A 13,173-nucleotide genomic window follows, 5' to 3' on the forward strand; every position below is an offset into this window, starting at 1 on the left:
ACTTTAGAATTTTACTTTAGAATTTTACTTTAGAATTTTACTTTAGAATTTTACTTTAGAATTTTACTTTAGAATTTTACTTTAGAATTTTACTTTTATATTTAAAGAACAATTTATTGTTGTTTATCTTTGTTTGCACTTAAATACTTTCCATGAAAATAAATGCTAATGAAAAATATATAGAGGTAGAGGACTATTCTATATCTCATGAAAAGTTCCAACTTTATTTGGATCCAGATTTACATTTATTAAAAACAGTGCCCCAACCAATTTTTGAGAAAATAGGTGAGTATTATAAAAGTGAAGATTATATTTCGCATACTGATAGTAAAAGAAACCTATTTGAAAAAGTATATCATATTGTAAAAAGAAAAGCAATACAGAACAAAATCGATTTGATAGAATCATTTTCTAACGCTAAAGGAAAATTATTAGATATTGGTTGTGGTACTGGTGACTTTATTTTTGAAGCTAATAAAAGAGGATGGAAAGTTTGCGGTTTTGAGCCAAACGCATCTGCTAGTTCTCTAGCAAAAGAAAAAGGCCTTTCATTATTAGAAAGTACTGAGAATATTGATAGCAACTCATTAGATGTTGTAACTATGTGGCATGTGTTAGAACATGTTCATGATTTGGATAAACAGATTAGGGAGTTATATAGATTATTAAAGCCTGGGGGAAATTTGATAATAGCAGTTCCTAATTACAATTCTTATGATGCAAAGTATTATGGTAAATATTGGGCAGCATATGATGTACCTCGTCACTTATGGCATTTTTCACAAAAATCTATTCCGCTACTTTTTGAACCATACTTATTTTCTCATATAGAAACATGTCCAATGTTATTTGATAGTTTTTACGTTTCATTATTATCTGAGAAATATAAGACAGGAAAACAAAATTGGTTAAAAGCTTTTTGGATTGGTCTAAAATCAAATATAGAAGCACGACAAAATTTAGAATATTCTTCTTTGATCTATATTTTAAAAAAAGTGTAATCATCTCCATTGTTAATGACTGAATACTTAATTTAAGCCTTTTTAAGCATAGTTTATTATGTGGGTGATATATTTCGATGTCTTTTTTAAAATAATTACGTAGAATTGAAATAAATCAATTGAATTTTATAAATATAATTGATTGTTTTTTATTTTAGTATAGAATATTTTTATACTGTAAAAATATTTACAATCATATAAAACTTTTAGTATTTTTACATCAGTTTAAAAAAATAAGAAATGAAAAAAAGTATTTTAGTATTAGGATTAGCTACAATGTTATTTGCTTGTAATAATTCCGCATCTACATCTGAATTTAAAACTGCTTATGTAGATTCTTCGAAATTATTAAAAGATTACGAGGAAGTAAAAGATGTAGAATCTAAATACAAAATTAAGTCAGAAGAAAAAGGAAAGTCTTTAGAAACTGAAATTAATGCGTTTCAACAAGAAGTTCAGAACTTTCAAAAGAATGCAGCAGCTAAAGGACAAGCTTGGGCTCAACAAAAAGCTGGTGAATTACAAAGAAAAGAACAAGAGTTGCAATATAAACAACAATCTTTAATGCAAGCATTACAGTCTGAAAGTGGACAGGATATGGATGCTGTTATTAAAAAAGTTAAAGAATACATAGGTGAGTACGCTAAGAAAAATAACTTAGATTATGTATTTAACACTGAGGAAGCTTCTAACGTTATTTATGCAAAAGATTCTTATAATATTACTGATGTAATTTTAAAAGAGCTTAACGATAAATATAAAGGAACATCAACTGCATCAAAAATTGATGAAGCTCCTGCTAAAGAAGAAACTAAAGAGGAAGCTAAATAATTTAGCTTTAAAACAATAAGGTTATAAAAGGTATCTATAAAAATGGATACCTTTTTTTATTTTCCATTAATTTCTATTTTAAATGCAATATTGTTTATTGAATAAAACTGTTTCAATACAGTAAAGTTATTTTACAAAGATTGCTCTTATCAAAATATTTTTATAAAACGAACTAAACTAGCTGGTTGGTCAATTTGTTAGCTGAATAATTTTATAGGATTAAAGAATCTTTCGGAGAGTAGGGATTTAAAGTTTAAAAATTATTGTAATTTGTTCAAAAAATTATTCAATGGCATCTTTTTCGGCAGAAGCTAATTATGTTTTACAGTTTATAAATCGGACTAATAGATCTCTATTTTTAACGGGTAAAGCTGGTACAGGGAAGACTACCTTGTTGAAAGAAATTATTGCAACTACTCATAAGAATACTGTTGTAGTGGCTCCTACAGGGATAGCTGCCCTTAATGCAGGAGGAGTTACTATTCATTCTTTTTTTCATTTGCCATTTGCGGCTTTTATACCTGATACTAATAATCCTCCTATCTTTTCTGAGCATTTAAAATTTGAGAATCGTTCATCTTTAAAAAGGCATATGTTAATGAGTAATGCTCGTCGTGCGCTTTTTACGAGTATGGATTTATTAGTTATTGATGAAGTCAGTATGTTAAGAGCTGATGTGCTAGATGCAATGAATTTTGTCTTACAACGCGTCAGAAAAAATCAATTGCCTTTTGGTGGGGTACAGGTATTATTTATAGGAGATTTATTACAACTTCCCCCAGTAGTCAAAAATGAAGAATGGGAGATTCTAAAGCGATATTACGATGGTGTTTTCTTTTTTCACTCTGAGGTGCTGCGTAATAATTTACCTTTATATATCGAGCTTAATAAGGTATATAGACAGTCAGATGACAAATTTTTAGATATATTAAATAACCTTAGAAACAATTCAATCACACAGAATGATATTCAGTTTTTGAACCAATATATTAAACCTGAATTCGATACCAAAGAGAATCCAGGATATATTACATTAACTACACATAATGCTAAAGCTGATCAAATTAATAATGATGCACTTAAAGGACTAGAAGCCAAGGAATATAGTTATACTGCAGAAATTGTAGCTGATTTTCCAGAGAAAATATATCCAATAGAGGCTAAGCTAACTTTAAAAGTAGGAGCACAGGTTATTTTTATTAAGAATGATTTATCACCTGAAAAGCGATTCTTTAATGGTAAGATGGGGATTGTGAAGTCGCTTTCTCCTCAAGAAATTTTTGTTCATTTTCCTGATGAGAATATTACCATAGAGGTAGAGCGTTATGAATGGCAAAATATTAAATATACTGTTGACCCTAATACTAAAGAAATTAAAGAAGATGTATTAGGAACATTTACCCATTATCCTTTAAAATTAGCATGGGCAATAACTGTTCATAAAAGTCAAGGATTAACCTTTGATAAAGCAGTATTAGACGTTTCTAAAGTATTTTTACCTGGGCAAGCTTATGTTGCACTCTCGCGTTTGCGTTCTTTGGATGGACTAGTTTTACTTTCTCCAATAAGAATGAATGGATTAACTAATGATTATGACGTAATGAATTTTGCAACAAATAAATCTGATGTTGATCAATTGACTAGTATTTTACAAAATGAAACAAAGCTTTTTTTGCGCAATTATCTTGTAAATGCTTATTCATGGTTTGAACTATCTACTCAATGGCATACTCATTTGTATAGTTATAGCGGAGATAAAGAGCGTAGTAAAAAGAGTACATATAAGCCATGGGCAGAAAAGACCACTAAAAGTATTGATGATATGTTGATTTACTCAGAAAAGTTTGTCAATCAATTAAATGCTTTGTTTAGTGAGGAACCTTACCGCTTTGAATATATGAAAGAGAGAGTTGTAAAAGCTTATGAATATTTCTTTCCACAACTTGATCAATTGGTTTTTGAACTACTCTTTACAATTGCACAGGTTAGATCTCAGCGAAAATTAAAGGCTTTTTATGAAGAATTAGTTGAGTTAGAGGATAATCTAATCAAAAAAGTTTTAGAGCTTAAAAAAGGTTCTAGAATGCTTAAACTTCTAGAGGAAGGTAAAGCAATTAATAAAGAAAATCTTAGATCTCAAGAAATCAGTGAATATAAGATTAATCATTTGGTGAATATAGCAGATCTTATAAGAAGTAGTTCTTTAGGATTTGATACTGAAGAAGATGTTGAGATTTACTCCTCTATTAAGACTGAAAAGAAAAAAGAGAAGAAAAAACCAACCACTGTGATTACTCTGGAGCTTTGGAAAGAAGGTAAGCGAATTGATGAAATTGCAATAGAACGCAAACTAACGCCTACAACTATATATTCTCATTTAGCCAAGTTAATTAATGATAAGGAAATAGCGCTAAATGAAGTTTTGTCTGATGAAAGAATAAACGATTTAGAAGCTTTATTTAATGTACATAAAGGAAAAGCATTAAGTGAAATAAAAGCTACAGTAGAAGAACTCTATTCGTGGGAGGAGTTAAAGTTATATCAACGTACCCAAGTTGAAGATTAAAAATAAAAGGATTGTATAATAGACAATCCTTTTATTTTTTATGTATTAACCTAGTTAATTTTATCGATAGGTCTGTGAATATCATTTTTGCATTGCCATTTCGTTCTATATGATAAATGGCTTGGGATAATTCATTAAATATTTCATTAATATTAGCCCCATTGACGAAAGGAGCAAAGTTTTCTAATTTAAAACGATCTACTTTAGTCTGATAGTAAACTAAGTTAGCAGTTTGATAATTTAAGAGAAGCGCTTGCCTAAATAATTCAATACAGAATTCTAAAAATTGCTTTTGTTGTTCCCTTCCTATAGTTGCTAATTCTTCACTCCATTCAATGAGTTCTTGAATGACAGCTGCATTTCCTTTTGCTTTAAATGCCGCTCTAACCCACTGTACAAACCATTTTTCAAAAGCAACTGTTGCATCACTATTAGTGACAAGTTGTAGCGCTTTATTATAGCTTCCTTGTGCTTGTCTAGCAATTAAACTTGCATGACTTCTATCGCAACGATTTTGTTGAATTAAAGCTTCTTCAATCTCTTTCGAATTTAAAGGAGCAAAGTTTAGTACTTGACATCTCGACAGAATAGTTTGCAGTATATTTTTTTCATTTTCAGCAATTAAAATAAATACTGTTTTTGCAGGCGGTTCTTCTAGTAACTTTAATAATTTATTAGACGCTTCTGTATTTAATTTATCGGCCATCCAAATAATCATAATTTTATAACCACCCTCAAATGATTTTAACGATAGTTTTTTCAGAACGTCAGAAGCTTCGTCTACACCAATTTGTCCTTGTTTATTTTGAATATCTATATGGTTGTACCAATCAAATAAATTGCCATATATATTGTTTTTTAGAAAGCTTCTCCATTGCTCAGAGAAAAGATCACTTGTAGCATTTTTTTTAACTAATTCAGTTGTAGATACAGGATATACAAAATGTAGGTCGGGATGGGATAAGTTACTAAACTTCAAGTTACAATTATCACTTCCTCCAGAATTCTCATTACCACAATTTTTACATAGAATGTATTGTGCATACGCGATAGCCATTGGCAAAGTACCAGAACCATCTGGTCCTATAAATAGCTGAGCATGTGGAATACGACCAGATGAAGCACTTTGTATTAAGTGATTCTTAATATGATTTTGACCTATTATTTCTGAAAACTGCATAAAGCAAAGATAAATTAAATCGCGATGGTTGGAAAATAAAAATAAATAATGTGATAGGCTTCAAGAACTTTATGAATTGTTGCACCTAGCTAGAGCTTTAAAAATTAATAAGGATTGAAATTTATATCTGTACTTTTTAAAATGAATAGTTACGGGTTGTATTACAAATCAGAATGATAATTTTTCTAACTAATAATTATCAGTGTTTTACATGCCAAAAAGAATTATATTTGCGTATAGCAATGTAAATAAATTGAAAATTTAAGATATGAAAACGATTGATAATTTTAATTTTAAAGATAAAAAAGTACTTATTAGAGTTGACTTTAATGTACCATTAGATGAAAACTTTAATGTTACTGATAGTAACAGAATTGAGGCTGCAAAAGCTACAATTGACAAGGTTACTAAAGACGGAGGAGTAGCAATTTTAGTATCACACTTAGGTAGACCAAAAGGGGAGCGTAATGATAAATATTCATTGCGTCATATTGTTGCTAAAACAGAAGAAGTATTAGGTAAAAAAATCACCTTTGTAGATGACTGTGTTGGAGATAAAGTAAAAGAAGTAATCGCAAATAGTAAAAACGGAGATATTATACTTCTTGAAAATTTACGTTTTTACAATGAAGAGGAGAAAGGTGATGAAGGATTTTCTAAAGAATTAGCTTCATTGGCTGATTTTTATATTAATGATGCTTTTGGTACTGCCCATAGAGCGCATGCTTCAACAACTATAGTAGCTAAATATTTCCCTAATGATAAATGTTTTGGTTATTTATTAGCAAAAGAGGTTGATAGTTTAGATAAAGTTCTTCACAGTAAAGAAAAACCTGTTACAGCAGTATTAGGTGGTTCTAAAGTATCTTCTAAAATTACAATTATCGAAAATATCTTAGATAAGATTGATCATATGATTATTGGTGGAGGGATGACCTTTACTTTTATTAAAGCTTTAGGAGGAAAAATTGGTAACTCAATTTGTGAAGATGACAAATTAGAATTAGCTAAAGAGATATTAAAATTAGCTAAAGAGAAAAATGTACAAGTGCACTTGCCAGTGGATATAGTGGCTGCAGATGCTTTTTTTCCAGACGCAAATATTAAGATAGTACCAGCTAATGATATTCCTGATGGATGGCAAGGTTTAGACGTAGGTCCAGCAACTCTGGAGGCATTAAAACCTGTTATTATGGAGTCTAAGATTATCTTGTGGAATGGACCATTAGGAGTATTTGAGATGGATAAATTTGCTAATGGTACTATTGAGTTAGGTAATTTTATTGCTGAAGCTACTAAGAATGGTACGTTTTCACTAGTTGGAGGAGGAGATTCTGTTGCAGCTGTAAAACAATTCGGATTAGCTCCAAAAATGAGTTATGTATCTACTGGAGGAGGTGCAATGTTAGAAATGCTTGAAGGTAAAGAATTACCAGGTATTAAAGCAATTAGAGAATAATTATAACTATGATGCCTTGAGCACACTCAAGGCATCATTTTATTATATCATAATTATATGAACTACAGAAAAATAACCCTAGTAGCTTGTGGTTTATTGTCTCTTAACTGTTTTGGGCAATCAAGTGAAAATGGGATGGATGTCGAGAAAAAAAATGATATGGATCCGAGTGTGTATTTGGATTCTATTAAAAAGACTTTCGTTGATCACGTGGCTAGTGCGTCAATCGAAAAACGTTGGTTAAACGAATTAACCACACAAGATTTATTCAATGAAATAGAGGATGAGATTTCTACAGCTGATTTTGATAGTACTGATGTTGAATATGACGGTTTAACTACTGAACTTTTAAAAGAACGTTTGCAATTATTAAATGAGAAAACACCATTTAATGTTGAGTATAACCCAACGTTAGAACGTGTAATTAAATCTTTTTTAAAGAATAGAAAACGCTCTTTTGAACGTTTATTAGGTTTGTCAGAGTACTACTTTCCTATGTTTGAAGAAAAATTAGCCAAGTATGATGTACCTTTAGAAGTTAAGTATTTATCTATTGTTGAGTCAGCACTAAATCCTACTGCTCGTTCAAGAGTAGGTGCTACTGGGCTATGGCAATTTATGTATGCTACTGGAAAACAGTATAATTTAGAAGTTAACTCCTTTGTAGATGATCGTATTGATCCTATAAAGTCGTCAGATGCAGCAGCTACATTTTTATCTGATCTATACAATATGTTTGGCGATTGGGATCTTGTTTTAGCATCTTATAATGCTGGACCAGGTAATGTTACTAAAGCGATTAGACGATCAGGAGGATACACTAATTATTGGAATATCAGACCAAATTTACCAAAGGAAACACAGAATTACTTACCAGCTTTTTATGCGACGATGTATATTTTTGAGTATGCAAAAGAACATGGTATTAAAGCTGATAAAGCGCCATTTAAAATGGTGGAAACAGATACTGTATCACTAAAGCAGATGGTGTCATTTGATCAACTATCAAAGTTGCTTGACATTTCTGAAGAGGAGATAAGTTTCTTAAATCCCACCTATAAATTGAAACAAGTTCCTTATGTCACAGGTAAAAATCACTTTGTACGTTTACCTTTAGAAAAGATTGGTCTATTAGTTTCAAATGAGGATAAAGTATATGCTTATGTAGATTTTGAAGAATCTAGAAAAGAAAAGCCAAATTACTCTATGGATGTAATGTTAGCAGAAACAACTGATGTTCGTCCAAGATATCACACAATTAAAAAAGGAGAGAGTATAGGCGTTATTGCTAGCAAATATGGCCTTAGTGTAGCACAACTTAAAAAGATGAATAACCTTAAATCTAACGTTATCCATCCTGGTAAAAAGCTTGCTGTAGGTAAAGCAGTAACTGCTCAAGCTAGAGGTAATAATTTTTATACTGTAAAAAAGGGAGATTCATTGTATTCTATTACAAAGAAATTATCTGGTGTAACTATCGCTCAATTAAAATCTTTGAATAAAATTGGAGAAAACGATGCTCTGCACCCAGGTATGAAGCTTCGAATTAATTAATTTGTAAGGTGAGAAGGATATTATCTTTTATAATTTTATTTTGTCTTATTAGTTGTAGTAAAAATGATTCTAAGGAGAATTTACCTATTTCTACGGGTAATTATAATCATGTACTTATTACCATTAATGATAACCTTTGGCAAGGTAATGTAGGGGATAGCATTCGCAATTATTTAGCAGCTTATTTAGATCGAATAGTACCTTTTGAACCATTATTTTCGTTAGAACACATCACGCCTAATCAGTTTTCTGGACACAATAAATTAGCGAGAAATATTATTGTATTTTCAGATAATCACAACGAAATGATATACAATATAGAGAAGAATAAATTTTCTAATCCACAGAATTATATTGTAGTGTTGGCAGATTCTAAGGAAAATTTGATTACTAATTTCGTCAGTAATGTTGATTCAATTATTAAAGCAGTTCATTTAACTGAGTTAGAAGCTTTTCAGAATGCACTTAATCATGAGGTATTGCATAAAGAAGATTTAATATCTAGTCCATTTAATGTAAATATCCAATTGCCATTATCATTTAAGTTAGTGCAGAAAGGGAAAGATTTTCGCTGGTTTAAAAAGGATGTAGCATCAGGTAGTAGTAGTGTGTTGTTTTATGCAGTTCCTACAGAAAGGATAGAGAGTAATGCTATAAATAAAAGCATTTTAAACGCTATTTTAGAAGCTAAAGATTCTGTGAGCGGCAAATATTTGCATTCTATAGAAGAAGGCTCTTATATGAAAACAAATGAAGGCTTTACACCTTTTAATACAAATGTTGACATTAATGGGGTAAGCGCTTTAGAAATTAAGGGGATATGGGATATGGAAAAGAGTTTTATGAGTGGACCTTATATTACTTACGTTTTTAAAGATAACACTACTAATCGTTATCTCTTTATAGAGGGGCTGGTTTACAATCCGTCTATGAATAAAAGGGATATGTTGTTAGAATTAGAAGCTATTATTAAAACAGCTAAGCTTAAAGAATATTAGATACAAAAAACCGGGAGTTACTTGACTCCCGGTTTTTTTATATCTAATATTTTCTTTTTAGTGGTAACTCTTCAATAGGATTAATTATTAAAGGGAAATGTTCTATCGTTACTGAGCTACTGTCCAAGCCAAAGGCTTTATCCTCAGATAGCGACAGTTTTTTCAGCCATTCGTATAAAGTAAGAATAATCTTTTCGAAAGCTGGTATTTCATTGTCATAAGACAATTCTTTCTCAATCAGTACATATTCATAGTCACTGTTAATATTATTCTTATGTAGAGATTCATATTTACTTAAGACATCTATTTCACCAGTTTCAGTAAGTTCTTTAATCACTTGCTTCATTAAAACATTTATTTTCTGATCGTTTCTAAATCCTAAATAAAAGTCTACTCTAATGATATTGTCTGCACCTATCTTCTGAATTTTATATTCTAAATTGTAAGGTTGATCACCTACGTTTACATGCAAAAACCAATAATTATCTGCTCTCTTAGGTCTTCGTTGAATTATTGAATAAATAGCTTTGTATTCTATTTTGGAGCTTATTTGAGAGTTAGTTAAGTAAATTAAGTTTGAAGAATATTTCGGGATGGCATTATCATTACTTAAATCAGTTAATATCTCTGTATAATCTTTTATATCTACAAATTGGGTGTAGTTCTTTCTGATTTGTTTTGCTAGGTAACAAACAATCATTGTACCTGCTAGTAAACTTGCTATAAATACAGTAACGTAACCACCATGTGTGAATTTCTGCACGTTAGCGATAAAGAAAGATACCTCTAAACTTAAATAGACAATTTCTACTAGAATAATTAAGAGGATATGCACTCTTTTTAGGTACATATAATAACCCAAAAGAATCGTCGTCATAATCATACATAATGTAATTGCAAGTCCGTATGCAGCTTCCATATTACCAGATTCTTTAAAATGTAACACCACAAATACACATCCTACAAATAGAAGCCAATTAATAGATGGTATATAAAGTTGTCCTTTAATATTGGTTGGGAATTTTACTCTTACTTTTGGCCATAGATTAAGTCTTATTGCCTCATTAATCAACGTGAAGGATCCACTTATTAATGCTTGAGACGCAATAACCGCAGCAATTGTTGCTATAGCAATTCCAAAAGGTAAAAACCAATCAGGCATAACTAAATAAAAGGGATTTGCAGGGTTATTTGAGTTTGGTGATAGATCAACTAGAGTTTGACCAGTAAAGTTGATTAAATAAGCTCCTTGTCCAAAATAACACAGTACTAGCATTGTTTTTACAAATGCCCAAGTGATTCGAATGTTTTTTATTCCACAATGTCCTAAATCACTATATAAAGCTTCAGCACCTGTAGTACATAAAAACACAAACCCTAATACAAAATATCCTTCAGAGTGAATAGATAACAAATGTACTGCGTAGTAAGGATTGATTGCCTTTAATACTGCGAAATTACCTATTAATTGAGAGATACCGATTATACCGAGCATTAAAAACCAGATAGTCATTAATGGACCAAAGAATTTACCGATTGTCTTAGATCCAAACTGTTGAATCATAAATAAAGCAAAAATAATTCCTATAACAATGGGGATAATTTGTAATTCCGGGTTATAGATTCTCAACCCTTCTATGGCTGATGATATCGAGATAGGAGGGGTAATAATACCATCTGCTAAAAGGGCACTACCACCAATAATTGCTGGTACGATTAGCCATTTTTTATTTAATCTTTTTACTAAGGTATACAGAGAGAAAATTCCACCTTCACCATTATTATCTGCTTTCAGCGTAAGGAAAACGTATTTTATAGTAGTCTGTAAAGTAAGCGTCCAGAATACACAAGATATGGCTCCCAAAACGATATCTTCTCGTATTATCTCTTTACCAATAATAGCTTTCATTACATAAAGGGGGGAAGTTCCTATATCTCCATAAATAATACCTAGCGTAACTAATAAGGTACCTAGGGTAATTTTGTTTAGATGAGGTGTGTTAGTATTTTTACCTTCTTGCATTTTGTGAGGAATTTTAATTATGAAATTTAGGTATAGTTTGTATAATATATTTTAGCAGTTAAACTGTGTATAGTTCTTGCATTTTACCAATGTCAACTCCCAATTGATTTACTAAAAAAGATTCAGTTGTAGCGTAATTTTTTCGTATTGTCCTTAATGCATTTTGTATGTAATCTTCTTTTACTGATAATAGGGTATATAGTGCATCAGCTTGATTACTATTTTGTAAATTGAATAAATCTTTTAGTTCGGACGCAGTAAATCCGAGATTGTTATTAGTCAATAGATAATCTTCTATTGTATCTTGCTCCTGTACCCCTAATGCGCTTAAAAAAAGTGCTGCTGCTAATCCCGTACGATCTTTACCAGCTGTGCAATTAAACATTAATGGCATTGGATTAGAAGTATTTTGAAGTTGTTGAAAGAAAGCTTTATATTGAGATTGTCCTTCTAATACGAGCATTTCATTAATGTCTAATAATAATTGATGCGTAGCTTTTACATCGCCATTATATATAATCTGTTCTACTTTATTTCTACTTAAGTTTCCAGGATTAAGAGGAAGATAGATTTTATTCTCTATTGATTCTGGGTATATAGATTTTCGTTCTACTCTTTCCTCTTCACTTCTAAAATCAATAATTGTAGTAAGTGCCTTTTCATTAAGTACTTGTATATCTATATCTTTTAGGTTACTAAAATCCCCTGAGCGATAAACAAGATTCGTTTTTGTTTTTTTGCCAAAAGAAGTTTGATAGTTTCCTAAATCTCGAAAGTTTGGTTGACCTACTAAAATTGGTTGTAGATGTTCTCTTTGAAACTTATTTACATTGGATATTAAAGAAGTTATACTCATATCTGAGTTCTCTTTTTCCAAACTATTATTACTATTTTGCATAGACCATATATAATTGCGTTAGCCAATGAAATAACGTAGACTAACATCCATTAAACATCTCATCGTATCTTGCGATAACGATGATTATAGCTAATTATTATTTTATTTGATTATTAAATTTATTAGTGTCATTTTTTTAATGAATACACCAATACTATACCAAAATCATTTGGTATTATTATTTTTTAAAAAATAATAACTAAGAATATAAAAGTTATATTGATGGCGCTAATTTATTCAATTTTAGTTTCTTGAATAAATTTATCAAAAAGTTTAACCATTTTATCATTAATATCGTTGTAAGTTAAACGATCTTTTGTTTGATAAAACAGCATTATGGCATAAGGTTTTGTAATATTATCAAGAAGTTGATGTTTGTTTAAGCGGTAAACTTCACGCAAAACTCTTTTAAAGTAGTTTCTGTCCACAGCTTTTTTAAAGTATCTTTTAGATACTGAAACACCTACTTTAAGAGGTAAGTTATCTCTATTTTCTGTTTGGACGAATACCATACGCAATGGATATTTACTTACTGACTTTCCAGTAGTAAATAATTCATCAATTATTGTTGTGCTTTTAAGCTTATCCTGTTTTGAGTATGTATATTCTTTTTTGTCCATAGAGGACACAAAGGTAGAAAAGGAATTGTAATATACTACGTGT

The 13,173-nt window shown here is 30.4% G+C and carries 10 protein-coding genes; 6 read left to right on the plus strand and 4 right to left on the minus strand.

Going from position 1 to position 13,173, the window contains the following annotated elements:
• Nucleotides 1-152: 152 nt before the first annotated feature.
• From RH98_RS13055 to RH98_RS13065, 3 genes are all read left to right on the plus strand, one after another.
• Nucleotides 153-1,001 carry a class I SAM-dependent methyltransferase gene (locus tag RH98_RS13055; protein WP_010255664.1) on the plus strand — a complete coding sequence of 283 codons (849 nt, stop codon included), beginning with the start codon at nt 153-155 and terminating at the stop codon, nt 999-1,001.
• A 240-nt stretch (nt 1,002-1,241) separates the two neighbouring features.
• Entirely contained in the window at nt 1,242-1,832 is a 591-nt protein-coding gene (locus tag RH98_RS13060; RefSeq protein ID WP_010255666.1) for an OmpH/Skp family outer membrane protein, read from the plus strand.
• A gap of 289 nt (nt 1,833-2,121) precedes the next feature.
• Nucleotides 2,122-4,398, plus strand: coding sequence for a helix-turn-helix domain-containing protein (locus RH98_RS13065; protein WP_010255669.1), 2,277 nt, complete (start codon nt 2,122-2,124; stop codon nt 4,396-4,398).
• A 31-nt stretch (nt 4,399-4,429) separates the two neighbouring features.
• Here the strand turns inward: RH98_RS13065 and RH98_RS13070 are convergent, their stop codons facing one another.
• Nucleotides 4,430-5,578, minus strand: coding sequence for a DNA polymerase III subunit (locus tag RH98_RS13070; RefSeq protein WP_010255671.1), 1,149 nt, complete (start codon nt 5,576-5,578; stop codon nt 4,430-4,432).
• Nucleotides 5,579-5,846: 268 nt separating this feature from the next.
• Between RH98_RS13070 and RH98_RS13075 the strand changes: the two genes are divergently transcribed.
• Genes RH98_RS13075 through RH98_RS13085 form a run of 3 tightly spaced genes read left to right on the plus strand, consistent with a single transcriptional unit; the run spans nt 5,847 to nt 9,589 of the window.
• Nucleotides 5,847-7,037: a phosphoglycerate kinase gene (locus RH98_RS13075; RefSeq protein WP_010255673.1), complete on the plus strand. Its 1,191-nt coding sequence runs from the start codon at nt 5,847-5,849 to the stop codon at nt 7,035-7,037.
• Between the two features lie 57 nt (nt 7,038-7,094).
• Nucleotides 7,095-8,591 carry a lytic transglycosylase domain-containing protein gene (locus RH98_RS13080; RefSeq protein WP_010255678.1) on the plus strand — a complete coding sequence of 499 codons (1,497 nt, stop codon included), beginning with the start codon at nt 7,095-7,097 and terminating at the stop codon, nt 8,589-8,591.
• A gap of 8 nt (nt 8,592-8,599) precedes the next feature.
• Nucleotides 8,600-9,589 carry a DUF4837 family protein gene (locus RH98_RS13085; RefSeq protein WP_010255681.1) on the plus strand — a complete coding sequence of 330 codons (990 nt, stop codon included), beginning with the start codon at nt 8,600-8,602 and terminating at the stop codon, nt 9,587-9,589.
• A 43-nt stretch (nt 9,590-9,632) separates the two neighbouring features.
• Here the strand turns inward: RH98_RS13085 and RH98_RS13090 are convergent, their stop codons facing one another.
• The 3 genes from RH98_RS13090 to rnpA form a co-directional block, all read right to left on the minus strand.
• The gene (locus RH98_RS13090) at nt 9,633-11,612 is read right to left on the minus strand and encodes a KUP/HAK/KT family potassium transporter (RefSeq protein WP_010255683.1); all 1,980 of its coding nucleotides are present in this window, start codon (nt 11,610-11,612) and stop codon (nt 9,633-9,635) included.
• Nucleotides 11,613-11,670: 58 nt separating this feature from the next.
• Nucleotides 11,671-12,510 carry a tyrosine-protein phosphatase gene (locus tag RH98_RS13095; protein ID WP_010255685.1) on the minus strand — a complete coding sequence of 280 codons (840 nt, stop codon included), beginning with the start codon at nt 12,508-12,510 and terminating at the stop codon, nt 11,671-11,673.
• A gap of 233 nt (nt 12,511-12,743) precedes the next feature.
• Entirely contained in the window at nt 12,744-13,130 is a 387-nt protein-coding gene (gene rnpA / locus RH98_RS13100; protein WP_026038905.1) for a ribonuclease P protein component, read from the minus strand.
• Between the last annotated feature and the right edge of the window lie 43 nt (nt 13,131-13,173).

The sequence above is a fragment of the Myroides injenensis M09-0166 genome (assembly GCF_000246945.1).
GTDB classification, from domain to species: domain Bacteria; phylum Bacteroidota; class Bacteroidia; order Flavobacteriales; family Flavobacteriaceae; genus Flavobacterium; species Flavobacterium injenense.

Coding starts and splice junctions, on each gene's coding strand:
- RH98_RS13055 (WP_010255664.1), top strand. CDS start 153: ATGAAAATAAATGCTAATGAAAAATATATAGAGGTAGAGGACTATTCT.
- RH98_RS13060 (WP_010255666.1), top strand. CDS start 1,242: ATGAAAAAAAGTATTTTAGTATTAGGATTAGCTACAATGTTATTTGCT.
- RH98_RS13065 (WP_010255669.1), top strand. CDS start 2,122: ATGGCATCTTTTTCGGCAGAAGCTAATTATGTTTTACAGTTTATAAAT.
- RH98_RS13070 (WP_010255671.1), bottom strand. CDS start 5,578: ATGCAGTTTTCAGAAATAATAGGTCAAAATCATATTAAGAATCACTTA.
- RH98_RS13075 (WP_010255673.1), top strand. CDS start 5,847: ATGAAAACGATTGATAATTTTAATTTTAAAGATAAAAAAGTACTTATT.
- RH98_RS13080 (WP_010255678.1), top strand. CDS start 7,095: ATGAACTACAGAAAAATAACCCTAGTAGCTTGTGGTTTATTGTCTCTT.
- RH98_RS13090 (WP_010255683.1), bottom strand. CDS start 11,612: ATGCAAGAAGGTAAAAATACTAACACACCTCATCTAAACAAAATTACC.
- RH98_RS13095 (WP_010255685.1), bottom strand. CDS start 12,510: ATGCAAAATAGTAATAATAGTTTGGAAAAAGAGAACTCAGATATGAGT.
- rnpA (WP_026038905.1), bottom strand. CDS start 13,130: ATGGACAAAAAAGAATATACATACTCAAAACAGGATAAGCTTAAAAGC.